Source organism: Vibrio hepatarius (genome assembly GCF_043642085.1).
In the GTDB taxonomy this organism is placed as follows: Bacteria; Pseudomonadota; Gammaproteobacteria; order Enterobacterales; family Vibrionaceae; genus Vibrio; species Vibrio hepatarius_C.
Map to the genome: position 1 here is coordinate 79,130 of NZ_JBHZSA010000003.1, position 22,912 is coordinate 102,041.

The 22,912-nt window shown below is 44.3% G+C and carries 22 protein-coding genes; 9 read left to right on the plus strand and 13 right to left on the minus strand.

The window, feature by feature from the left end; translation table 11 throughout:
- The first annotated feature begins 38 nt into the window (after positions 1-38).
- The 5 genes from ACHUFZ_RS06525 to sstT all read left to right on the plus strand — a co-directional run bounded on the left by ACHUFZ_RS06525 (position 39) and on the right by sstT (position 4,273).
- Entirely contained in the window at positions 39-467 is a 429-nt protein-coding gene (locus ACHUFZ_RS06525; RefSeq protein WP_394126432.1) for a hypothetical protein, read from the plus strand.
- The gene (locus ACHUFZ_RS06530) at positions 464-1,054 is read left to right on the plus strand and encodes an SCO family protein (protein WP_394126433.1); all 591 of its coding nucleotides are present in this window, start codon (positions 464-466) and stop codon (positions 1,052-1,054) included. Before ACHUFZ_RS06525 ends, ACHUFZ_RS06530 begins: the two co-directional genes overlap by 4 nt.
- A gap of 5 nt (positions 1,055-1,059) precedes the next feature.
- Positions 1,060-1,506, plus strand: coding sequence for a copper chaperone PCu(A)C (locus ACHUFZ_RS06535; RefSeq protein WP_394126434.1), 447 nt, complete (start codon positions 1,060-1,062; stop codon positions 1,504-1,506).
- Positions 1,507-1,753: 247 nt separating this feature from the next.
- Positions 1,754-2,818, plus strand: a complete 1,065-nt coding sequence (gene rsgA / locus ACHUFZ_RS06540) for a ribosome small subunit-dependent GTPase A (RefSeq protein WP_394126435.1) — start codon at positions 1,754-1,756, stop codon at positions 2,816-2,818.
- A gap of 234 nt (positions 2,819-3,052) precedes the next feature.
- Positions 3,053-4,273, plus strand: a complete 1,221-nt coding sequence (gene sstT, locus ACHUFZ_RS06545; RefSeq protein ID WP_394126436.1) for a serine/threonine transporter SstT — start codon at positions 3,053-3,055, stop codon at positions 4,271-4,273.
- A gap of 61 nt (positions 4,274-4,334) precedes the next feature.
- On the opposite strand, the gene ACHUFZ_RS06550 is transcribed toward sstT, so the two are convergent.
- Positions 4,335-4,910: an aldolase/citrate lyase/malate synthase family protein gene (locus tag ACHUFZ_RS06550; protein ID WP_134834054.1), complete on the minus strand. Its 576-nt coding sequence runs from the start codon at positions 4,908-4,910 to the stop codon at positions 4,335-4,337.
- A 175-nt stretch (positions 4,911-5,085) separates the two neighbouring features.
- Between ACHUFZ_RS06550 and ACHUFZ_RS06555 the strand changes: the two genes are divergently transcribed.
- Positions 5,086-6,627 (plus strand): DUF3612 domain-containing protein, encoded by a 1,542-nt coding sequence (locus ACHUFZ_RS06555; RefSeq protein ID WP_134834053.1) that lies wholly within the window; start codon positions 5,086-5,088, stop codon positions 6,625-6,627.
- 284 nt (positions 6,628-6,911) lie between these two features.
- Here ACHUFZ_RS06555 and gntR read toward each other — a convergent pair whose 3' ends face one another.
- The 8 genes from gntR to ACHUFZ_RS06595 form a co-directional block, all read right to left on the minus strand.
- Positions 6,912-7,913, minus strand: a complete 1,002-nt coding sequence (gene gntR, locus ACHUFZ_RS06560) for a gluconate operon transcriptional repressor GntR (protein ID WP_394126437.1) — start codon at positions 7,911-7,913, stop codon at positions 6,912-6,914.
- A gap of 117 nt (positions 7,914-8,030) precedes the next feature.
- Positions 8,031-9,524, minus strand: coding sequence for an NADP-dependent phosphogluconate dehydrogenase (gndA, locus tag ACHUFZ_RS06565; protein ID WP_394126438.1), 1,494 nt, complete (start codon positions 9,522-9,524; stop codon positions 8,031-8,033).
- Positions 9,521-10,030, minus strand: a complete 510-nt coding sequence (locus ACHUFZ_RS06570) for a gluconokinase (RefSeq protein ID WP_394126439.1) — start codon at positions 10,028-10,030, stop codon at positions 9,521-9,523. The genes gndA and ACHUFZ_RS06570 overlap by 4 nt, the downstream gene beginning before the upstream one ends.
- Positions 10,031-10,115: 85 nt before the next feature.
- On the minus strand, positions 10,116-11,438 hold the full coding sequence (locus ACHUFZ_RS06575) for a TRAP transporter large permease (protein WP_394126440.1): 1,323 nt from the start codon (positions 11,436-11,438) through the stop codon (positions 10,116-10,118).
- Entirely contained in the window at positions 11,431-11,988 is a 558-nt protein-coding gene (locus ACHUFZ_RS06580) for a TRAP transporter small permease subunit (RefSeq protein WP_394126441.1), read from the minus strand. Before ACHUFZ_RS06580 ends, ACHUFZ_RS06575 begins: the two co-directional genes overlap by 8 nt.
- A gap of 70 nt (positions 11,989-12,058) precedes the next feature.
- Positions 12,059-13,075, minus strand: coding sequence for a TRAP transporter substrate-binding protein (locus tag ACHUFZ_RS06585; RefSeq protein ID WP_394126442.1), 1,017 nt, complete (start codon positions 13,073-13,075; stop codon positions 12,059-12,061).
- 246 nt (positions 13,076-13,321) lie between these two features.
- Positions 13,322-13,756 carry an Mpo1 family 2-hydroxy fatty acid dioxygenase gene (locus tag ACHUFZ_RS06590; protein ID WP_394126443.1) on the minus strand — a complete coding sequence of 145 codons (435 nt, stop codon included), beginning with the start codon at positions 13,754-13,756 and terminating at the stop codon, positions 13,322-13,324.
- A gap of 71 nt (positions 13,757-13,827) precedes the next feature.
- A complete protein-coding gene (locus ACHUFZ_RS06595; RefSeq protein WP_394126444.1) occupies positions 13,828-15,204 on the minus strand; it encodes a diguanylate cyclase in 1,377 nt (458 codons plus the stop codon).
- 285 nt (positions 15,205-15,489) lie between these two features.
- Between ACHUFZ_RS06595 and ACHUFZ_RS06600 the strand changes: the two genes are divergently transcribed.
- Positions 15,490-16,560, plus strand: coding sequence for a DUF3541 domain-containing protein (locus ACHUFZ_RS06600; protein WP_394126445.1), 1,071 nt, complete (start codon positions 15,490-15,492; stop codon positions 16,558-16,560).
- A 45-nt stretch (positions 16,561-16,605) separates the two neighbouring features.
- Here ACHUFZ_RS06600 and ACHUFZ_RS06605 read toward each other — a convergent pair whose 3' ends face one another.
- The gene (locus tag ACHUFZ_RS06605; protein ID WP_394126446.1) at positions 16,606-17,514 is read right to left on the minus strand and encodes a DMT family transporter; all 909 of its coding nucleotides are present in this window, start codon (positions 17,512-17,514) and stop codon (positions 16,606-16,608) included.
- 88 nt (positions 17,515-17,602) lie between these two features.
- Here ACHUFZ_RS06605 and ACHUFZ_RS06610 point away from each other — a divergent pair, with 88 nt between their 5' ends.
- Positions 17,603-18,505, plus strand: a complete 903-nt coding sequence (locus tag ACHUFZ_RS06610) for a LysR substrate-binding domain-containing protein (protein ID WP_394126447.1) — start codon at positions 17,603-17,605, stop codon at positions 18,503-18,505.
- Positions 18,506-18,793: 288 nt separating this feature from the next.
- Positions 18,794-19,945 carry a diguanylate cyclase gene (locus ACHUFZ_RS06615; RefSeq protein ID WP_394126448.1) on the plus strand — a complete coding sequence of 384 codons (1,152 nt, stop codon included), beginning with the start codon at positions 18,794-18,796 and terminating at the stop codon, positions 19,943-19,945.
- Position 19,946: 1 nt separating this feature from the next.
- Here the strand turns inward: ACHUFZ_RS06615 and ACHUFZ_RS06620 are convergent, their stop codons facing one another.
- The 3 genes from ACHUFZ_RS06620 to ACHUFZ_RS06630 all read right to left on the minus strand — a co-directional run bounded on the left by ACHUFZ_RS06620 (position 19,947) and on the right by ACHUFZ_RS06630 (position 22,842).
- Positions 19,947-20,249: a hypothetical protein gene (locus tag ACHUFZ_RS06620; protein ID WP_394126449.1), complete on the minus strand. Its 303-nt coding sequence runs from the start codon at positions 20,247-20,249 to the stop codon at positions 19,947-19,949.
- Positions 20,250-20,553: 304 nt separating this feature from the next.
- A complete protein-coding gene (locus ACHUFZ_RS06625) occupies positions 20,554-21,273 on the minus strand; it encodes an SDR family oxidoreductase (protein ID WP_394126450.1) in 720 nt (239 codons plus the stop codon).
- A 132-nt stretch (positions 21,274-21,405) separates the two neighbouring features.
- Positions 21,406-22,842 (minus strand): coniferyl aldehyde dehydrogenase, encoded by a 1,437-nt coding sequence (locus tag ACHUFZ_RS06630; protein WP_394126451.1) that lies wholly within the window; start codon positions 22,840-22,842, stop codon positions 21,406-21,408.
- Positions 22,843-22,912: the final 70 nt, after the last annotated feature.

Below are 22,912 nucleotides of genomic sequence, written 5' to 3' on the forward strand. Positions count from 1 at the left end.
GCTAGCATTGCGCCGGATACAATCATGGAATGAATAACATGCCTTCTGTAGCTAAACTGCTTTTAATCGTTATCGCGCTCGGTGGTGGCTTTTTTGCCAGTGATATCCTGCACTGGATCAATACCAAAAACGACAAGATTTCTCTCGAAGAGTATTGTTTGATTACCACCCAATCTTGCACGCAAGGTGCAAAGACTGTGCAAGCGGACAAAGACACCAGCCAACCACTGGTCCCAACCGTTGTTGAAGTCGACTGGCCAGAAAGTTCTAGCGAACAATTGTTGATTTCCTTGCAAGGTTACGAAATGGATATGGGTAAAGTTGTCTTCAAACTCGATAAAAACAGCAATGGCAAATTCTCTGGACAGGTGATTCTTCCTGTATGCACAACTGAAGCCATGACTTGGTATGGCACAATCACCGATGGTGCAGAAACACTTAAAACATCTATAAGGATGGAAAGATGAGTAAAAACTGGACTCTTATCTTAATCGCAGCCTTTGCGCTTGGATTCGGACTGAAAAGCTACCTAGATCTTCAAAACGAAACGACGCCAGCTAGCGAAGACTCTTCCGTGACTCTTTTTGGTGAAAATAACCAAGCGGTATCGCTGTTTGATCCTAGTGACGAACGTATTCGCGTGGTTTACTTCGGCTTTACTCGCTGCCCCGATGTTTGTCCAACCTCTTTAGCGATGCTAGCAGGCGCACTCAACCAAGTCGATCAAGCGACCAAAGCTCAGTTTCGCCCTATTTTTATTTCGCTCGATCCTGAGCGCGATGCCGCTGCGGACTCCTATAAATATGCGCAGTACTTTCACCCTATGATTGAAGGCTTGTCTGCACCGCTGGATGTTACCACTCCGCTGGCGCACAAATACGGCGTTATCTTTCGCAAAACCGAATTAGAAAACTCGGAACTAAAATACACGCTCGACCATAGTTCGTATTTCTACTTCCTAAAACCAGATGGCACGTTAATCACTAAAGTGCCACATACTTTGACTCCAGCCCCATTGGTTGAAGCCTTTAAAACTATTACTTCAAAAGGTTAGTTACAATGAAACTTAAAGCCCTAATTTTAGCCACGCTAGCATTAAGCCCACTTGCACAAGCGAAGATGGATATCATGGCGCACCACGCCTATGCACGTGCAACCCCACCTAATGCAGCAACGAGCGCTGTTTTTGCTGAGATAATGAACCGCAGTGAGAATGCTCGTTATATCGTATCTGCATCAACAGATGCCGCTGGCAAAGTCGAGCTGCATGATGTGCTTAAAGAAGGCGATGTGATGAAAATGCGCCAAGTTGAACGCATCAAAATCCCAGCAAAAGGTAGTGTCGAGCTCAAACCTGGTAGCCTGCACATCATGCTATTTGACCTGAAAAAGCCACTGGTTGAAGGCGAAGAAATCGATGTACAAATCACTTTTGCTAATGGTCAAAAGCAGACCTTTACCGCACCAATCAAGAAAGTGATGAGCGGAATGAAGCATCATCACTAAACAATACAAGGAGGTGGGCAAACGCTCACCTCTTTTGCTATTATTGCTACGCAAACTAATTCCAATAGCTTAGGAGAATATGATGATTGTATTAAAAACCCACCCGGCATACATGGTGAAGCAACGTTAGAGCTAACGATTACTTATCGCTTTCCTAACCTTCCTTCCTATTTGCCCGGTGTAACTAGACCGGGGTCAAAAGACCCTAAAAGAATTTCTGCAGGTTAACTGCAAACTTGGGGCAACCATGAATACAAATACAGAAATGCCTATGTCATTAGCGACACTTGGCTGGAATAACCTATTCCAACAACAACTCACATTAGACGACCTAGAAAACGATCATACGATCGCGAGAGTAACTGAACATCACCGAAGCATTTATAAGCTTATGAGTGAGCAAGGTGAAATTCAGCTTGATATTCACAAGTCTTTACCCTCGATGACCGTTGGCGACTGGCTAATTCTCGACTCCAATCAACGCTTTGGCCGTCTACTTGAAAGGCAATCACTCTTTCATCGCAAAGCCGCTGGCAGCAAAATTCACGAGCAACTGATTGCCGCTAATGTGACAACGTTATTTATCGTTTGTTCGTTGAATGATGACTTTAACCTAAGTCGAATTGAGCGCTACCTTGCTATCGCACATGAAGCAGAAGTAGAGCCCGTTATCGTCTTAACTAAAGCGGATTTAACCGACAATGAAAGTGAACTTCGCGCTCAAGTTCAGGCACTTGACCCATTGCTAATGGTAGAAAGTCTAAACGCATTGGACAAAAACGAGTGTCAAAGACTCACAGCATGGTGTAGCGCCGGAAAAACAGTCGCCTTTATGGGCTCATCGGGCGTCGGAAAATCAACCTTAGTCAATAGCTTGTTAGATCAAGATGCTCAAATGACTGGCGGCATACGTGAAGATGACAGCAAGGGTAGACATACTACGACAAGTCGCTCACTGCACTTCTTGCCTAGTGGTGGTGTACTGATTGACACTCCTGGAATGAGAGAGTTACAGCTCATTGATTGTGCGGATGGTGTAGCAGAAACATTCTCCGATGTTGAAGCATTTGCTGCACAATGCCGTTTTTCGGACTGCCAACATCAAGATGAGCCGAAGTGCCGTGTACGTGAAGCGATCGAATCGGGCGAACTCGAAGCGCGCCGCCTGACCAACTACCTTAAGCTGCAACGTGAACAACAACGCAATACAGCGACACTTGCCGAGCAACGAGCCTCTTATAAACAACTGACTAAGTTTTACAAAAGAGTGCAAGAAGAAAGCCGTTCTCACAAGAAGGGCAAAGAATATTAATCATATTCTGCATCATTAAAAAGGGGCGTTACGCCCCTTTTTATTTACATCAAGAACAACCATCAGAAAACATAATTACAACATAAAAACAACAATAGGCGTTATACAGCAACCTTTAATGCTAAATTTCAAATAATTCTAGACACATAATTTCAGGGCGATAGTATACCCCCTTCAGTTTTCAATAACTGAAATGACTACAAATCTATAAAACAATTCATTGTAGGGATAACTATGCAACACAACTCACTTATTGCACGCTTTGCTCGTGGCAATCTGGTTTTGCAAATCCTAGCAGGCATCTTATTAGGTGTTGGTCTAGCGATTGTCTCACCAGAACACGCTCAAAGTGTGGGTTTACTTGGAAGCCTCTTTGTAGGCGCGCTTAAAGCCGTCGCACCGATTCTCGTCTTTATTTTGGTAGCTGCATCGATCGCTAACCAGAAAAAGAACCAGCATACCTATATGCGCCCTATCGTCATACTTTACCTTTTTGGTACGCTCGCCGCTGCTTTGACCGCGGTAGTACTTAGCTTTCTTTTCCCGACGACATTGACACTGGTATCTGGTGCAGAAGGCGCAACACCTCCTCAAGGCATTGCTGAAGTACTAAACACCTTACTGTTTAAGCTTGTCGATAACCCAGTTAACGCTCTTATGAGTGCGAACTACATCGGTATCCTTGCTTGGGCTATCGGTCTTGGTCTTGCTCTACACCATGCTTCAGGTACAACGAAAGCCGTTTTTGAAGACTTGAGCCACGGTGTCTCTCAGATCGTACGCTTTATTATTCGTTTAGCACCATTTGGTATCTTTGGCTTAGTTTCTGCGACGCTAGCGACGACAGGCTTCGAAGCACTTGCGGGTTACGCTCAGCTTCTAGCAGTACTGCTTAGCGCAATGGCGATTATTGCTCTAGTCGTTAACCCAATTATCGTTTTCGTTAAAACAGGTGAAAACCCTTACCCATTGGTTCTTCAGTGTATTCGCGAAAGTGGTGTCACGGCTTTCTTCACTCGCTCAAGTGCAGCAAATATCCCAGTTAACATGGCTCTTTGTGAGAAGTTAAAGCTAGACGAAGATACGTACTCAGTATCTATCCCTCTAGGTGCAACGATCAACATGGCAGGTGCAGCGATCACTATCACGACACTGACGCTTGCTGCTGTGCACACTATGGGTATTGAAGTCGATCTACTGACTGCACTTCTATTAAGTGTGGTAGCAGCGGTATCAGCTTGTGGTGCATCTGGCGTTGCAGGTGGTTCACTACTGCTGATCCCTCTTGCGTGTGGCTTGTTTGGTATTCCAAATGAGATCGCAATGCAAGTGGTTGCGGTAGGTTTCATCATTGGTGTGGTTCAAGACTCTGCAGAAACAGCACTAAACAGCTCAACAGACGTTGTGTTCACTGCTGCGGTATGTAAAGCGCAACAGAAGAAAGCTGCAAAATAACTGTCGCTTAGACTCCAAAGTAAAAGGCCTAGTATTTCTACTAGGCCTTTTTGTTTTGTGGCTATTTATTCATTGTATAACAACACTCTAAGTCGTAATCTTCACCACTCTTCGCTGTATACGCTTTAGTTTCTGTACACGCTTTTGGTTTACCCTTTTCGTCCCCTCTTACCACGCTAATCCAGTGACGCATTGCCGAGATCTCAGAGCTCTCTTGAGGAAACATAGTGCATGTTTCTAGCTGAATATCGTCGATTTCAATCAGCTCAACACAACCAGTACCTTTGTTGCGACCAAACGTTAGTTCTACGTGGCTGCCTGTACCATCTCGGAACAGAATAGACGTAGGTTCCTCTTTCTCGCCGCTGTAAGCAACAAATTGTTTGTTACTCTTCAAGCCGCTGTGCGTGCCATCTTTGAAGTAAGCAACAAGGTGACGATAATCTACCATGTATGCAGTCACTTCCTGATGAGAACCATTCTCTAGCGGGAACATACGGTCAAGTAGCTGCTTCGCTTTAGTTTGTTTTTCTGAAGATTGCTTCGAGTTCGTTTTTTCAACCGCGAAGACTGCTTCAGCGATAAATGGTTTGTCTTGTTTTTGGATTTCTGTTTTATCGATAGTAAGCATGTTCATAGTGTTTCCCTCGCGGACTGTTATTTCAAAGTAATGGCACATCTTTATGTCCTAGAGCAAAGAATTCAAACTTGAGTTGGGTTGTTTTAAGTTTTGTGACTTTGCTTACTTTCTATACTAGTGAATTTTTTACTACAATTTCACAACAAAAATTTTACAGTGTGAATTTTACAAAATGCCAGTGTCAAAAAGCTTAATTCGACAGTCCCATTTTTTAGGGACAAAGATTAGAAACCTTAGGAAGCGTAATCACTTAACTATGGAGGACCTTTCTGCACGCTGCATTAGAGTCAACCCAGAGTACGCACCGTCGGTTTCTTACCTATCTATGATTGAACGCGGTAAACGAGTTCCAAGTATCGATATGCTGGAAGTCATCGCCGAAGTATTTCAAAAAGACCCCGCCTGGTTTCTAGACGATGAACCCGAGCAGGCAGATATCACGCCGGACAAAGGAAACCGTGGCGGGATCAGTGGAATGGCGCTCGAGCCAAGTTTCCTGTTCTCAAATGATATCCTACAAATTGCCATTCCTGAGATGCTCTCTCAAACTGGGATTACAGGCAGGCAATTTGCTCACCTTTTAATTCGCGCTCACCAAGAAAGTAACCAGAACCACTTTCCTGATCTTGAACGCGCCGCCGAAGAAGTCGGACTAAAACGCCTCAACCTATCGGCTGAAGATTTGATGGATATCGCTCGTAGCCTCGGTTTAACGATTCGCTGGATATCTCGCCCGCCAAAAGACGTTGTCGATGAGCTTGGCGTCAGCGCGAAACAAGTGGTGACGTCGTTCTTTGAGCCTCCTGGCAGCATCTATTTGAATGAAATCCTCAAGCAGTACCCAACTCGATTAAAGTACGACCTTGCGGTGTACATTGGCCATTGTGTCCTGCACAGCAAAGAAGGCTTAAAGAGCGTCCTTTCGGTCGGTCATGCCAATAGTTGGGAAGAGCAAGGACAAGTCTCACCAAGTTCAGAGCTCAACTCTCAAGATATTTTGCAAGCATGGCGAGACTTTGAATCGAGCTTTTTCGCTGGTGCGCTACTATGCCCTAAGGTTCCTTTCAGGCAGCTCCTCGACCGTAGTGGCTATGAAATCGATGTACACCTAAAAGCTGGTGTTTCCCCTTCCGTCGCAATGCGTCGTATGACCGTGGTATCCCCATATCCACATTGGCATTACTTTGATGCCTATGGACAAAACAAGCTAAAAGCGGTGTACCGAGGTAATGGCATTCCACTCCCGTGGGGAAATATGCGCAAAGTTAATGACCCATGCCAACACTGGGCAGTATTTCGTCGCCTGTCAGAGCCTCAGCAAGGCAGCTCTGCACAGATATCTATTCTTAATGTAGGCGATGAACCAAGAATCTATTGCTGTGAATCTGTCAATATGACTGATCCCGCGGGTAACAATCGAGTGCTATGTGCCGGTATTGATTTGAATCCAGCCATTGATGCTCAGGGAGGGAATTCGTTAGAGCTAGCTGAAGAGCTTAAATCACTCTGTGTTGGTAATGGAGGCAGCGCTGCGATCCCTCGTCATATTCAGAAAGAATTCACGACGATCGCAAAAATCCTCAATATTAACTGGATTGAGCGGGGTATTCAGACAGACGCGAGGGTTATCTGTTCTAGAGGCGCTGTGTGCCCAAGAAAGCCAAGTTGTTACAATGGTTGTGAAGACGAGACAAGCCCGATTATTCTCAGCTAACTACATTCAAGACGCCAAAAAGAAAAAAAGCCAATCACAAGATAGGTGATTGGCTATATATAAGTGTGAACAAATTAGGTTCACTAACAACGTCAGTTGGCTAGGTGACCCTCGGCTTAATAAGGGTCAATCTACATAAAGCAGGATGCGTGCCAACTTTCAAAACTCGCTAACGGCTTTATTTTTGGTGGTTTTTTAATCCATTTCATAAAAACAATGCGCATAACAAATTTTCATTTTGCAAATTGCCGCAATTTACAAATCCCATCCGTTGCAAAATGCAATTATATACTCTCGCCGATTTCGATCTTATAGCCGAGATCGATCGTTTCTAGCCAATCGGTTTCACCTCTTAAACGTTGAATGAGTTGCTCAGCAGCAATTCGACCAATCTCTTCACGTGGTGTAATGACTGTTGCCAGCTTGGGAATCATGGTCTGGCTGATATCGTGTCCGTGAAAACCCGCAATAGCCATCTGCTCAGGAACTTGAATTCCCCTACGTTGGCATTCGAATACTGCACCTATCGCCAAATCATCATTGGTACAAACAATTCCATTCACGTCCGGATGTTGTTCAACTAGCTGCCCTAAAAGGCGAGCGCCTAACGTAAATGAGGAAGCGTCTTCCGTTTGCAAACTTACCACTCGATTGCCTGCAGCCTCCATCGCTTGCTGATAACCTTCCATCTTCAAACGAGTACGCTCATCCATACGAGCGGCAAAGTAAGCGATGTTATTACGTCCTTTAGCAAGGAGCGCTTCCGTCATGGCTTTTGATGCTTTAGCGTTATCAAACCCAACCGCTTGTTCAATTTTGTCCGAGAAAGTATCCATGATCTCAATGACAGGAATTGAAGCGGTCTGCAGCATTTTGCGAGCTTTCTCGGTATGAACATTTTCCGACAAGATGATTGCATCAACATTGTAAGAAAGCAGTGAAGCAATACTTTTCTCTTCCAATTCCACGCTGTAGCCATAGTGCGCAATCATGGTCTGATAGCCTGCGGGTGTTGTCACTGACTCAATACCTCGAATGACTTCAGCAAAAACTTGGTTGGTTAACGAGGGAACAAGCACGCCAATCGCATTGGATTTTGCGTTAGACAGAATGTCTGGTGCTCGGTTAGGGATATAACCCAGAGCTTCAACCGCTTGGTTGATTTTATCTTTCAGTGATTCAGAGACTTGAGAGGGGTCACGTAAGCAACGGCTTACGGTCATTTTTGTTACGCCTACTCGGTCAGCGATGTCTTGTAATGTGGGTCTTTTTTTCTTATTGGCCATGACAGAGTCTATAAACTTATTACTGATGTTACTGGTAACATGATACCTATGAATGAAATGTTTTTTATTGTCATAGATAACAAAAAAGCGCTCACATTACTGTGAACGCTTTATTTTCTATACGCTGACTTGAATTCTTTCGTCAGCGCTCCAGGTTAAGTGGTACTTATTGGCCTCTTCCTCATCAATGCGAGAATAGCTGTGTGCACCGAAATAATCTCGCTGAGCTTGCAGCAAATTCGCTGGTAGCACTTTACATCGGAGAGAATCAAAATAACTCAGAGCAGAGCTGATCGCTGGCATCGGAACACCTGTCAGAGCCGAATTTGCCACTGTCGCTCGCCAGCCAAATGACCGATTATGCACTTCTTCAATAAAGCGTTGAGCAAACAGCAAGTTTTCTAGGTTGGGATTAGATTGGTAAGCCGACGTAATATCTTGCAAGAAGACGGCGCGTATAATACAACCAGCGCGCCAAATTTTGGCAATATGCGCAAAATCCAGATCCCACTCTTCTTTGACCGACATGGTTTTCATCAAATCAAAACCTTGTGCATAAACAGACAACTTGGCGCAATACAGTGCTTCATGCAGTTCAGCAAGCGTCTCTTCTTTGTTCATGCCACTGCTTGGTTTAACATGAGTTTGAAGTAGCGAAGAGCCAATCACACGGTTACGTTTCTGGCTACTTTGTCCGCGTGCAAATACGGCTTGCGCAATGGTTGGTGCAGGGGCTCCTTGTTGTAAGCTATTCACCGCAGTCCATAAGCCTGTTCCCTTTTGACCGGCCTTATCGAGAACCACTTCAACAAACGGCTTGGATGTTATGGGATCAGACGTTTGCAAAATCTCAGCGCTGATCTCCATCAAGTAGCTATTCAGAACCCCTTGATTCCATGTCTCAAACACTCGGCCAATCTCTAGGGCTGGCATATCCAGCACCTCAGACATAAAGTGGTAAACCTCACAAATGAGCTGCATGTCAGCATACTCAATACCGTTGTGAACCATTTTTACGTAATGACCAGCGCCAGCAGGACCTAGATAGGCCGCGCACGGTTCACCTTGTTCGAACTGACCAACCGGTAGTCCTTTGCTATCCACTTTTGCAGCAATCGCTTCCCACATAGGTTGCACGTAATTCCAAGCTTGTCTGTCTCCACTGGCCATTAATGCAGGGCCTGTTCGAGCGCCGACTTCACCACCAGAAACCGCCGTTGAGAAGAAGCGCAGTTTTTCTTGGTATTTTTGCTCGCGAGCTTCTGTATCTGTCCAAAGGCTATTACCTGTATCTATCACAATATCATCTTGCTCGAGACCTGCTTCAAGCAAATCATCAATGACAGATTCAACAATATTACCCGCCGGAACAGAGAGTGCTATCACCCGTGGTTTCACCAATGAATCTAACACTTGGTTTAAATGCGTTGCCTTAACAAAGCCGCCCTTGCCCACTTGCTGAGCAAGTTGTTTCGCTTCAGTTTCAGCACGTTCACGATGCGCTTCACTGATATCAAAACCTGTCACATTAAAACCTTGGTCAAGTAAGTTCAGCGCTAGGCTTTTACCCATCACACCAAGACCGATCATTGCTATGTTAGAGCGAGTCATGATTTCTGTTCCTCAAGCTGACGGATTGAGCGTAATGTCTCTGCAATGACTGCTTGTGCATCTTGTGAGATATCGATAAATAGTGCTTCACCTTGCTCGGGTTCAACAAGGGCTTCAAACTGGCTTTTTAGCATTGCTGAACCATTGAAGTAATGATTCTCACGCGCTTTGTGGCGATTCCAAATCGTGTCAAAGTCACCTTGGAGATAAACAATCACAAGCTCTTCGTTGTTGTGTCTTAGAATATCTCGATACGCCGGCTTCAAAGCCGAACAAGCAATCACGGCGCTGTCGTTCTGAACATACACTTTATTTAACGTTTCCAGCCAACCAATACGGTCTTCGTCCGTCAGTGGAATGCCTTGAGCCATTTTTTCCACGTTTGTTTGTGGGTGGTAGTCATCCCCATCGTGGAATGGAAGATTTAGAGCGTTCGCAATCTCACTGCCAATCAAGCTTTTGCCGCAACCTGATACGCCCATTACTAAGATTTTTTTCGCTTTCATTGGACAATACTATCCTTAGCCTCCAACTATCACTGGAGGCTGTCACTATATTCTTTGGTTATTTCGAGTTATCTAAAACGGTGGGTTATTTCCACCACATCGCTAGTTCAGGGAAGGCAATCACAAGGCCGAGAACCAAAACCTGAAGTCCGATAAATGGCAGCAGTGATGTAAAGATTTCACCTAACGTAATGTCTTTTGGTGCGACCGACTTCAAGTAGAATGCCGCTGGACCAAATGGAGGTGATAAGAACGACACCTGCATGTTAAGACAGAAAACAACACCGAACCAAACTGGGTCATAGCCAAGACTAATGATGATTGGTACAAAGATTGGCATTGTTAAAAGCGCAACACCTACCCAGTCAAGGAACATGCCGAGAACCAGTAAGATCGCCATCATGATTAAGAGAGTAGCCAGTGCACTGCCACCACTTAATCCAAGAATCACTTCTTCTACAAAGTCGATACCACCCATCAGGTTGTAGATACCAACCAAAGCACTTGCGCCGATACCAATCCACATGATCATGCCGCAGGTACGCATCGTTGCGACGGCACTCTCTTTAAGCATATTGAAGTTAAGTTCACCACGAATCGCTGCAGAGATCATGATACCGACCACACCCAGTGCAGACGCTTCTGTTACTGAAGCAACACCCGTGTAAATACTGCCTAAAACGGTTGCGACAGAAAGCAGAGGGAAGAACAGCGCTTTGAAATAGCTTGGCTGGTTAGCCATATCTTCCGCCATTTCTTCATCGCTAGGTAGCGGCGCAAGAGAAGGGTTCAACTTACAACGAATTAGTACATAACCGATATAACAGCCCGCAAGGATAAATGCCGGTAGGAATGATGCTTTAAACAGGTCACCAATGGATACGCTCGCCGTCATGCCGTAGATGATCAAAACGATCGAAGGTGGAAGCATAGTACCTAACGCACCACCAGCACATGTGGTACCAATCGCTAGCTTGCGGTCATAACCAAGACGCAGCATCTGTGGTAGAGCTAAGATACCAAGAAGAACCGTTTCCCCACCGATAACACCCGACATGGATGCCAATAGCACTGCAACAAGCAATGTCTGGACGGCAACACCACCACGCACTCGGCGACCAACCGACTTCATCGCGTCAAACAAGTCTTTAGCGATACCAGAACGGTCAAGCAGAGCAGCCATCAATACAAACATTGGAACGGCAAGGAAAACGTAACCCGATGCAAAACTGTAAGTACGACTCGCAATGAGAGGAAGCGCATCTGGACCAAACCAGAACAGCGTGAAAAAGATCGCAACGAAACCTGTTACGAATGCCAGCTGCATACCAGTGAGTAGCAAGCCAATCATCATAACTAGCATGAGGATACTGCCCCATGCGATGCCAATAGAAGATAAATCAAACATCGTCTTTCTTCCCTAGACCTACAATCTCTTGGATGAGGTGCAATACAAACTGGACAACAAGAACACAAAGACAAACAAAGATGATGCCTTTCAATAGAGCTGGATACGGTGCATTGAGAACCGAGCCAGAGGTTTCAAGACGAAGGTCACCCCAAGGTGTAAACCAAGACTCTTGAACCATTAAATAAGATGCGTACGCCAACATACCCGCGAACGCTAAACCCACAATATGATGAACGAGGTTGAGATATTTTCGTGTTTGAGCAGAAACCGAATCATAGATAAGAACAACTCGAACATGTTTGTTCGCCGCAAAGGCGTAGATACCGCCAACAATAAAGAGAGAACCACCAACAAAAGAGGCCGTTTCGTGTACCCACGTCGTTGGTGCATCGAAGGCATAACGCATGACAACTTCGTAAAATGAAATGAGTACAGTAACGATAAACAACCAACTTAATAGATTACTGATTTTAATAATGGCTCTATCAAGAATGTTACGTGGTTGCTCTTCCTGCTCAGGTGGAGTATGTGAAGTGTTATCAGTCATAATTGGGCAATCCTGGAAAAAACAGGAGGACTTTCGCCCTCCACAGAGAAGCTAAACAAGCGTGAGTAGCTTAAAGAAGACCATTCGTCTCTAGGAATGTTGTTACAGAGTCATAAACTTTTTGTGCGTTAGGAGAGCGCTCCGCAAATACCTTCCACTGACCTTTAGCAATCTCACGGAACTTCTTACGCTCTTCTTGAGACCAGTCGTGAATTGTGATTTCTGGGTTAGCTTGCGCTTCTTTTACTGCTGCTTGGTCAGCCATTTTTAGCTGAGTTGTCATATCGTAAGAGAAATCACGTACTGACGTTTGCAGAATCGTTTGTAGATCCGCTGGCATTTTGTCCCACTTCTTCTGAGAGATTGAAATATCAATCAAAGGCAGCGAGTGGAAACCAGGTTGAACTGGGTGAGTAGCGATGTCGTTCATGCCCGCTTTTTGGTTAGTCGAGAATACTGTGTAGTCTGCGGCATCAATAACGCCTTTACTTAGACCAGTAAACACTTCTGAACCTGGTAGGTTAACCGGCGTAGCACCTGCCGCAGCAAAGACTTGCTGAACTAGACCTTCTGGTGCGCGCAATTTAAGACCTTTTAGATCATCAACACCATCAATTGGCTTTTTAGAAATGAACGATTCAACACCAGTTGTCGATGCGCCAACAAACTTCACGCCGTAAGGAGCGTAAAGCTCTGTCATTAGCTCGTTACCACCGCCGTAGTTCATGTATTGCAGAAGTTGAGTGGTGTCTGACCATGCACCAACCATGTTACCGATTAGACCAAACGCTGGATCTTTACCAGAGAAGTAACCTGTCGCCGTCACTTGGCCATCTAGGATACCCATTTTGATAGCGCCCAATGTTTCGGTGTGTTTTACCACCGCACCCACTGGTAGAAGGTCGATATCGATACGACCGTTAGACATTGTTTCTACACGTTCTGCCCAGTTTTGCTGAACCTTAAAGTTAAGATCGCCCGAAGGATCAGACGATTGAATTTTCAGCGTGAAGTCAGCAGCAAGTGCAGACATCGAGAATAGACCAGTCATTGAAGCAGCAAGTAGAGTTTTCGTCATTGCTTTCATAGTAGGGGTTTCCTTTATTCGTTTCAGTTATCCAATCTAGCCGGAATGACTTTTGGTTACCTACCGGTTGTAGTTGTTATGTTACCGGTAACGTTAACCACAATGTTACCGGTAACAACATGTAATTTACTATGACAATTGTCACATTTGTTATTTACTACCACTAAGGAATTAACAAACTTATAAGGAAGTGTGATTTAGAACACGGGATTCAACGCAAACGATAAAACGAGTGCATATCAAGTATTACTGCTTGCGGAACACCCAAATAGGACCAATAAGCAAGAATTGAAGATCTTCAAAGAATGAGGGCTTTTTGCCTTCTATTTTGTGGCCAATAAACTGGAACAGCCACAAGATCGCAAAAAGCGAGAGAGAGAAGAAAAAGATAGATATCTGCATCAGTTCGATAGACCAAACTAAAGCGATACACGCGAGGGTAAATCCCAGCATCATCAGAAAAACACTTAATGAGAGTCGAAAGTAAAACACCATAACAGGAAGCGCCGCGATCCAAACCCAGTTTAAGGAGAGCCCAAATAACTCAATCGAGGGAATCGACCAAATCAATCCCACAACGGATAAGAAGATCCCCGGCACGGCCACCTTGTGGATTTTCTGGTTGATGGGGTTTTGATGACTTTCGCCATATTCACAAAGCCACTGAGTTAGATCTTTCATACGCACGCACTTTTATAACCATCACTACTATTTCTATAGCACGGGTGACATTATCTTGCCGTTTGAGTACGTTAATTTGTGTGTTCTTTTAAACTTTGGCGCCGCTTCTCTTCATACATGCGAATATCGGCAAGTTTAAGGAGTTCATCGACATCCTTGAGTTCAGGTTTGTACAAGGCGTAGCCAACACTGACCTGAATGTTGATAAGGCTCTGCTCGAAAATAACAGGGGTGTGACACACCGCTTTTTGCAATTCAATGTTTATGATATCAACATCTTCCACACGATCGATTCTTGGTAGCAAGATCAAGAATTCATCTCCGCCGATGCGAGCAACAAGGTCGGATGCCCTGAGTACGCTCTTAAGTCGTTCGGCGGTTGCGATAAGGACTTTGTCACCAGCTGCATGCCCGTAGGTATCATTAATTCGTTTGAACTTATCGAGGTCAATATTAAGAATCGCAAACTTATCCTTATGAGGATTCTTTACCGCTGCATCAAAATGCTCGCTTAAGGTATACATAAAGTAACGCCGATTGGGTAAGCGCGTCAGTTCATCATGTAAGGATCGATTGGTGGCTTGCGAATATAAACGGAAAGTAATCGCAAACACGAAGATTAAAATAACCATCATCGGATAGCCCAACAGTCTAACCGCATGCACCCGGTACCACTCGCTGCTGGATAACAAGTCCCCTTTCGTTGACGCCGCTATCGCCCAACTCCCATAAGGGAAGTGAACCACCTCTACAGCAAAAGCCTTATCGAAAGTACGTTGTAAACCATAAAATACTTCTCCATTGATCCCAGTACTGTTCATCCCTCGCATAGCAAGTACGTACTTGTGTTCAAATGATGAAATGCCCACATCTAAAAACAGTGAATCGAGAGAAATAACAACGCTGCACACACCCCAGTATCTTGTGTTGTAAGGCGGGTCAGTAAAAATTGGCACTCGGGCAATTAAGCCCTTTCCTCCTTGAACAAGATTAACAGGGCCAGAGATGAAAATATCTTGTACTTCTTGCGCTTTTTTAATGCTACGCCACTGGTTTGGAATGGTGCGGTAATCCAGCCCAACCGCCTTTTCATTCCCTTCAAAGGGATAGATAAATTGAATGACATCATCGGGGGCCAGCCCTATGACTTGGACATGTCTACTTTTGCGCAAAATGCTGGAAGCGATCAGATCCCAACCGGAGAACTCAAACTCAGGATTGGCGGCGACTAAGGTGGAGAGACTATTCGACACGTAAATATCAGCAACAATTGCCGCTTCAAGCTCAGAGCGAACAATAGAAAGTTCTTCTTTTGCTCGCGCCAACAAGCTATCTCTCAGAAAGGATTTCTGGCTACGATCTAGAAACTCAATGAGCCCTATTGAAAAAACAAAGATAGTCAAAAACAAAGCACTAATGTAGTAATGCCTGTCTCGATGATAAGTCATTTATCCCCCAGAAACGGTCGCGCTATTAATACAAATTCAAACCATATTTGGTTTATTACGCAAAAATGACGATGATTGTTATTTTTATCAGTTATATAAAACGTACATTAATTTGCCGCACTTTTCACCGATAATAGATAAATTTATTGGCATGGGTGATCAATATTGCCGCTAACCTAAAACTGTCAGTTATTGGTAAGTCCTAACTCATTGCTCACAATCAAATAAGAAATTTCTGATAGTGTTAATGGATAGATTGGTAAATTGCCCTATGAGGATGACCCCATGCGTGGAAAGTTTGTCGCACTATGCTTAGGCTTAGCGATCAGCCAAACAACCTTTGCATCAGCTACACCTGAGAGTTTTACTGCTTCTGCTGATATCATTCGCCACACATACGAATCTCAGCTCTATACGCTTCCTGCATTCAAAGAAGGGCACTATGGCCTAAGAATGTATAGACAAACGCTCGATCCTAAGTATTCAGCGGCCGTTTGGAGTGATATGGCACGCGTCGCCAGCAGACTCAATAAATTCGCTGAAGAGGTGCATACCCCAGAGCAAATCCTACTCTATTCAGAGAAACGTGTTTCTAGCTACAGTGATGATACCGACGAGCGCAGTGTCAGGCGCTATACCGTAACGAAACATATGCCAGAATACCTTTATCTAGGCGTTGACCTACTCGGTTCTATGGCCAGAGCCAACGAATATGGCCTTAAACACAAAGAAGATGAAAAGCTACGCCAGGTCATCCGCCGTTATGATTTTGAGAAGTATGCGACCGACCCCGAAATGATTCGAGCTTGGGCTGCGCAACTTGCTAATCAGGTATTTTGGTTACGCCAACTCAACGAACAGGATGTAGTGACTCCATTTATTGATGCCTTCCGTAAAGCTTATCCTGATAGCCAAGACAGCAAGCTCTCTAAGCAGCAATACGGCAACAAGATTTACGGCTTAACACACATTATCTTTGCTGATTCTGAGTACTACCAGCATCGTGTCGATGAGAAAGAGTACCAATGGATCTATGACTATTTCCGTAGCAACATTGACACCATCTTACTTAGAGCAAAAGAAGATGTTGTCGCTGAAGTTGGGATTAGCTTCTTACTGGCAGGGCTCGAAAATGACCCCGTTGTAGAAAAAACTCGCCAAGCGATTCAAAAGTCGATCGACAAAGAAAAAGGGATGATCCCTTCTGTAACAGGTGACTTTAATATTGCCTATGGAGAGCACCGCAATGTGTTAGCAATAATGCTGCTTGATTGGCAGAGAGTAAATGAAGCGCCGACGATTAAAGCTAACCCAAAAGTCTTCTCCAATCTCCCTTATGGGCTCATCGCTCAATAAGCTATTCGACAGTAACGCCCCACTCTCTTGTGGGGCTTACTATTTTTAAGCAGCTTTGGCGTTATACCGACGGCGGTAAATCGGAAACAGGACAACAAACATGTTGGCGGCTAGAATTAATAGTAACCCCACCGACTGAGTGACAGTGTAACTCACATCGAAATATATCTGCTGCCATAACGCGGTAAATAGCACATTGGTAAAGACTAACGGTGCTAGTTGAGTTCCCGAATACGCTAAACGATAGGCCTTAGCCCGAAATACTTGGGTGTTGATAATCAGCACTGATACAACAACTAACAGTGCCACCAGCCCTTCCCACCGCACAACACTTACATCAACAAGACTATCTAAGCTGACATAGCTATGGCCAATAAACGGCAATAGAACCAAGCCTGCAAATAGAAATGTCCAGTAGTTAATCTCTAATGCCGATAAACTCGATTTACTGATCCTATATAAGCTAAGTTGCGATCCCGCATTCAATAAACCTGACGCCAAGCCTACCAGTAACTCAGGGCGTACCGATATATCCGATACATCACCTGCAAGTAACGTTACCCCGTAAAACGTTGCCACTAACGAGGCTATTGATAACCATTGTAGCGGCGTTTTATATATAAGCCTTTCTAACACAGGGATAAATAGTGGGCCTGTACCAAACAGAACAATACTTTCCACTAAGCTTAAGTGTAAAAGTGAATAGATAAAGCAAAGCTGACAGCCGGCAATACATATCGCTCTCAGCCAAATCGTGCGAGCGAGCCTACCTCTTGGCATCATCATCGATTGTCGATTAATCACCAAAATGATCGCTGCAGGTATAACAAACCTTAGAAATCCAAGAGTTGCCAGATCAACATATTGACTCAAAAATTTGGAAAGCAGTCCAGTTAATGACAGACTGAACGTTGACGCTAACATAAATAAAAACGGGTACAACTGAATTGACATACATCCCCCTTACACCGACTAGTTTAGAAACAAGGGGGAGAAATAAAAACTGAGTTAAATTGACAGTATTGGTAAGAAAAACTTACAGATGAAAAAAATAACTTCTGCGCCACTTAAATCCTTATATGCTTTTGTCGCTGTTGCGGAAACGCAAAGCATGACGAAGGCGGCAGATCAACTGCACGTCAGCCATTCAGCGGTAAGTCAGTCGATCAAATCGTTAGAGTCTTACCTTGGACAAACTCTGTTCAACCGAACTGGCAGAAATATTACCCTCAACGCACTTGGACGCAGTTATTACAAACGAGTCGCTCCCCCGCTAGAGCAGATCACTCGCGCAACTCAGCAGCTAGTCGAAAACAACCTCTCACATCGGCTCACATTGAACATGGTCAACTCCTTAGCGATGCACTGGTGGATCCCAAGAGTGCATAAGTTTAATCAATACGCTCCTAATCTAGATATTCGTATATCGAACCTTGTGGGGCAGTTTGTGATGGAAAATGAAGGCGTCGATATTGCCGTCATTCATGGTCACACTGATGATTGGCAAGACTACTATTGTGAGAAACTGGCTGATGACGAACTCGTCATGGTCGCCAGTCCCGAACTCGCCAATGGGCAAACAGATCCAATTGCACTGCTGGAGAGCCACCCAGCAATCATAGTGACAAATGACCGCCGGAAACATGACTGGGAGATTTGGTGCGACAAGTACCAGCATTCTATGCCTGATCCGGTCAATAACCTGAAATTTGGCGCTTCAATTCAGGCAGTACAAGCAGCAACTCGCCATTTGGGTGTATTTGTTACCCACCGCATTTTTGTCAGAGAGGAAGTAAACCAGGGCTATTTAGTTGAAGTGGGTGAACCTGTTCTCAACCCCAAGCAAAAATTCTATTTCGCTTGTCAGCCAAGTAAGCTCAAAAACGAAAATGTACTCTTGATTCGGAACTGGATACGTCGTGAATTTGCGCTCGGACCTGAATAGTCGATAGATCATTTAGTCATAAGCACAGCATATAAAATCAGGTTCTTATATAAGCTCAGAAAACCTGTAAACGTCAAAACTTCATCACTACGGTTATTATCAAGCCGTCATACAACAGATTATGTATGAGTCAAAATTCTGTTGCTTGCTTAAATTATACGGCACTATAAATCAAGGTGCATATTGAATAATCATATTGGTAAAAACACTATAATTCGGTTTTCGTTCAGACATTTATATTTCTCCTAGACTTAGCTTGAGGGGCTATACGTGAGGAATTTTTTTAATATGCCACAACTTGCAGGAAGACAAATAGAAGAGATGGCGGATATTCGAGCGACACGAAAATCGAATATCGTCTTGCTCTGCTCGTTGATATCAATTGTCATCCTAACGAGTTATGGCATCGTTCGTTACCTAAGCAGTGACTATTTTCTTTGTGCCATCAACTTCTTTTCATCTTTCTTACTGCTGCTCAATACCCTCTACCTTTATAAACATCAAGTCTTCAATCATAGTGGCTTAGTTCTTAGCTGCGTTCTTCTCTTCCACGGTGTTGTTCTGTTGCTCTACGGTGATCACATCAACGATCGACTACTGTGGCTTTACCCTATTATTGCTGTGCTGATCTTTGTTAACGACTTCAAGGTTGGGGCTTTAATGAGTGTCGGGTTTTGCATTCTCACTTTGATCGCCATTCAATTCCCTCACGCTGTACATTTGTCCGAAAGTGGCTCCAAAAGCCGCTTCTTACTGAGTTTGTTCTCGCTTTGTCTACTATGCAACATATCGGCGTATTACTACGCCAAGGTGATGAATTACATCCACTCACTGTATTTAGAAGGCATTGAAGACCTCGCCTATTTGGATCAACTCACCGGACTTGCCAATCGTTGGAGCTTCGAAAACTGGGCGGCAGGCAAACTGGTAGATCAAGAAAACAGTACTAAGATCACTGCCATGGTATTTATTGATATCGACAACTTTAAATCAATCAATGACACCTATGGACATGATGTCGGTGACAGGGTTTTGCAGCATTTTGCTAAGCGCTTAAGAAATAATGTCCGCAACAAAGATCGGAAAACCGATAAGCACGACTACTCGATTGCGCGCTTCGCTGGTGATGAGTTCGTATTGCTACTTTACGATGTGAAGAAAATAGACGATTTAGAAAGTATATTAAACCGCATCAGTCACCTATTTACTGAAAGCTATCAATCATCTGAGCGGATTAATACATTAACCGTTAGTGTCGGGGTTTCGCTCTATCCGGATGACGCTCGCACGCTCTCAGAGCTGACCCGGTGCGCAGACAAAGCAATGTATGCCGCGAAGCATAGTGGTAAAAACCAATACCGCTTCTACAGTGACAATAAAACACCTCGCGCCCTTTCTGAGCAGGAAAAAAAACTCGCGAATGTAACTTCGATTAAATAGGTTAACGAGTCATATACATTAACCAAAGTGAGAAAACCATAACAACAAGCATCCATACTGCGTAGCGGACAGTATTGGGTTTGTCACGTTTAGGCGCGACAATCGGTCTAAAAGCGGCATCTTTAAGCGCTGCTCTTCTTGCTGCACGTTCTGTCTGAGGAGTAACTCCTCGTTCTATTCTCTCATCACGACGTTGCTGGGCTTTCTGCGCAACGCGACCAAATCGATGTAACTGATCTGCCGTTAACTCCTGACTAGGATCGTAACGAGTGCTAGAGTCGGTATGTTTTGGAACAACTGCCATAAGCATCTCCTCTCGGTGATAGTCATACTCTAAGTATAGTCAACACTTTCAACTATAAATCTGATTATAACGACATCATTATTCGGCTTTCTCGAAAATGCGAATAACTTCTCTGTCCCTCAATACCTTAGCAACCGCTATGCCAAGCCTCAAAAAATCACATTAAGCATATGATTTTAAACGACTACCATTCTCTTTTCATTCTCAACCATCCGGCTTGTTCTTAAATAGATTCTCAATTTGAAGATACAAAAAAGCCAGCGACCTTCGTCACTGGCTATTTACTATCGTGCTTTCTTATCGATTATGGCTGTTGTTTAGTTGGTGCTAAAGCAATTTCACGGATACACACATTCTGTGGTTGGCTGTAAGCAAACTCCACTGCACGAGCGATATCGTCTGCCGCAAGAACACCACCCATGTCTTCTTTCCATGAATCGTAGCCATCTTTGATGTCTTGTGATGTGGTATGAGAAAGAAGCTCTGTTTCAACGGCACCTGGGGCGATAGTTGTTACACGAACATTTGATGCCGCCACTTCTTCACGTACGTTTTCAGAGATAGCGTGTACGGCAAATTTAGTACCGCAATATGCCGCGTGATTAGGGAAGGTTTTCTTACCTGCAATTGAGCTAATGTTGATAATCGTACCGCTGTTACGCTCCATCATTGGCGCAAGTACCGCTTGCATACCGTTCAGTAGGCCAAGAACGTTGACGTCAAACATACGTTTCCACTCTGAAGCGTCTTGAGTATCAATTTGGCCTAATAACATAACGCCCGCATTGTTCACTAGACCATCAACAGGACCGAACTCTGCTTCCGCTTTCGCAATAGCCGCTTCAAAGGTCGCTTTATCAGTCACGTCTACTTTTTCACACATAGTGTTTGGTAGGTTTAGCGCTTCAAGGCGATCAACACGACGAGCTAAAAGAAGTAGAGGATGACCTTCATTGCTCAAACGACGAGCAATAGCTTCACCAATACCTGAACTAGCACCTGTGATTACGATTAGTTTTTTCATCTTAATATTTCCTCTGTTGAAATTCGTTAGCAGCCTGTGTTGCTGCGATTGAGGTATATTAGAAGAACTCTCGCTGTTGATATATATCAATTAGGTTGAAACACTGTTGCCATATGGCAACAATTAACCAAATTAACGCAAGAACAAAAGGCCAATGATCTTTTGTAACCAAGCTCGGTATTGCAGCAGTAAACCACTACGAGGCATCCAAGAAGGAGTCGACAATACCGTTTTCGCTTTTGAAAACGTCCTAAACCCTTCCTCTCCGTGGTAATGACCCATACCGGATTCTCCGATTCCACCAAAGGGGGCATCGTCTGCGGCAACATGCAAAAGCGTATCGTTAAATGCCACTCCACCACTGTGGGTTTGCTCAATCACTTGCTGCTGAAGCAACTTATCATCAGACATTAAGTAAAGTGCCAGCGGTCTTGGCTTTGAATTAATGAACGTAAGCGCCTCATTCAAATGCCGGTAACCAATAACTGGAAGAATCGGACCAAAGATCTCTTCTTTCATCACTAGCATTTGTTCAGTGAGTCCAGTGATCAGTTGGGGTAGCATCTGGCCTTGTTCATGGTCGACATAATCAATGGTGTGAATCGTCGCACCTCGATCTTTGGCGTCTTTAAGGTAAGAGAGCAAACGCTTGTGTTGCGCCTCATTGACGATATGTGTCGCCTCTTTCAACTCGCCATCTTCGACATAAAGTTGAAAAAAGCGTTCCAAATAACACTCTATAAATTGCAGCTCTTTTCCTTGTGGAAGCAGTACATAATCGGGGGCGACACAAATCTGCCCCGCATTGATGGACTTGCCTAGCATAATCGCATCCACCGCTCGTTTGATATCGGCATCATCCGCTATGAGTACTGGAGATTTTCCTCCAAGCTCAAGGGTCACCGGAGTCAAATTACTGGCCGCCGCTTTTGCCACCAGTTTGCCTACCTGGGTAGAACCGGTAAAAATCAGGTGGTGGAAAGGTAGCGATGAGAAATATTGAGCAATGTCCGCTTGCCCTTCTATGACGTAAACATCTTGATCCAAGATCGAACAGATTTGGCTCAGCACCGCATTAGTCGCCGGCGTATGCTCGCTCAACTTAACCATTACCCGATTACCCGCCGCAATGGCAGTGACAATTGGTGCGATGCTAAGAACAATAGGAAAGTTCCAAGGGGCAATCACCCCAACCACACCTAGCGGTTGGTACTCGACCCTCACTTTCGAAGGTATTAACAGTAACCCCGAATGGCGCTTACTGGGTTTCATCCATTTTTTAAGATGTTTTATGGTGTAATTAATGTGATTAACGGCTGGCAGTACATCACAGATGAGGCTGTCAAATTCACTACGATGACCATAGTCTGAATTCAACGCTTCGACGAGTTGAGATTGGTGGTCAAGTAAGCTCGACTTTATCTGTTTGAGCTTATCTAACCTTTGTTCAAGAGTCGTGTAGGGGTCAGAGTGGTAGTGACTGTTAATCTCAGTGAACAAGTTCTGAAGATCTTGTTCACTCTTAACGTGTTCCTTATGCCATTTGTTAATGTCTACAACTTTTTCCATTTTAGTAGCCAACCATTAATTATTCTCCGTTAATATTAGCTACTATCCTCGGCAAAATCTTCTACCTGTT

Bases quoted from the DNA above. Each gene is read 5' to 3' on its own strand.
- ACHUFZ_RS06525 (WP_394126432.1), top strand. From the start codon at position 39: ATGCCTTCTGTAGCTAAACTGCTTTTAATCGTTATCGCGCTCGGTGGT.
- ACHUFZ_RS06530 (WP_394126433.1), top strand. From the start codon at position 464: ATGAGTAAAAACTGGACTCTTATCTTAATCGCAGCCTTTGCGCTTGGA.
- ACHUFZ_RS06535 (WP_394126434.1), top strand. From the start codon at position 1,060: ATGAAACTTAAAGCCCTAATTTTAGCCACGCTAGCATTAAGCCCACTT.
- rsgA (WP_394126435.1), top strand. From the start codon at position 1,754: ATGAATACAAATACAGAAATGCCTATGTCATTAGCGACACTTGGCTGG.
- sstT (WP_394126436.1), top strand. From the start codon at position 3,053: ATGCAACACAACTCACTTATTGCACGCTTTGCTCGTGGCAATCTGGTT.
- ACHUFZ_RS06550 (WP_134834054.1), bottom strand. From the start codon at position 4,910: ATGAACATGCTTACTATCGATAAAACAGAAATCCAAAAACAAGACAAA.
- ACHUFZ_RS06555 (WP_134834053.1), top strand. From the start codon at position 5,086: ATGCCAGTGTCAAAAAGCTTAATTCGACAGTCCCATTTTTTAGGGACA.
- gntR (WP_394126437.1), bottom strand. From the start codon at position 7,913: ATGGCCAATAAGAAAAAAAGACCCACATTACAAGACATCGCTGACCGA.
- gndA (WP_394126438.1), bottom strand. From the start codon at position 9,524: ATGACTCGCTCTAACATAGCAATGATCGGTCTTGGTGTGATGGGTAAA.
- ACHUFZ_RS06570 (WP_394126439.1), bottom strand. From the start codon at position 10,030: ATGAAAGCGAAAAAAATCTTAGTAATGGGCGTATCAGGTTGCGGCAAA.
- ACHUFZ_RS06575 (WP_394126440.1), bottom strand. From the start codon at position 11,438: ATGTTTGATTTATCTTCTATTGGCATCGCATGGGGCAGTATCCTCATG.
- ACHUFZ_RS06580 (WP_394126441.1), bottom strand. From the start codon at position 11,988: ATGACTGATAACACTTCACATACTCCACCTGAGCAGGAAGAGCAACCA.
- ACHUFZ_RS06585 (WP_394126442.1), bottom strand. From the start codon at position 13,075: ATGAAAGCAATGACGAAAACTCTACTTGCTGCTTCAATGACTGGTCTA.
- ACHUFZ_RS06590 (WP_394126443.1), bottom strand. From the start codon at position 13,756: ATGAAAGATCTAACTCAGTGGCTTTGTGAATATGGCGAAAGTCATCAA.
- ACHUFZ_RS06595 (WP_394126444.1), bottom strand. From the start codon at position 15,204: ATGACTTATCATCGAGACAGGCATTACTACATTAGTGCTTTGTTTTTG.
- ACHUFZ_RS06600 (WP_394126445.1), top strand. From the start codon at position 15,490: ATGCGTGGAAAGTTTGTCGCACTATGCTTAGGCTTAGCGATCAGCCAA.
- ACHUFZ_RS06605 (WP_394126446.1), bottom strand. From the start codon at position 17,514: ATGTCAATTCAGTTGTACCCGTTTTTATTTATGTTAGCGTCAACGTTC.
- ACHUFZ_RS06610 (WP_394126447.1), top strand. From the start codon at position 17,603: ATGAAAAAAATAACTTCTGCGCCACTTAAATCCTTATATGCTTTTGTC.
- ACHUFZ_RS06615 (WP_394126448.1), top strand. From the start codon at position 18,794: ATGCCACAACTTGCAGGAAGACAAATAGAAGAGATGGCGGATATTCGA.
- ACHUFZ_RS06620 (WP_394126449.1), bottom strand. From the start codon at position 20,249: ATGGCAGTTGTTCCAAAACATACCGACTCTAGCACTCGTTACGATCCT.
- ACHUFZ_RS06625 (WP_394126450.1), bottom strand. From the start codon at position 21,273: ATGAAAAAACTAATCGTAATCACAGGTGCTAGTTCAGGTATTGGTGAA.
- ACHUFZ_RS06630 (WP_394126451.1), bottom strand. From the start codon at position 22,842: ATGGAAAAAGTTGTAGACATTAACAAATGGCATAAGGAACACGTTAAG.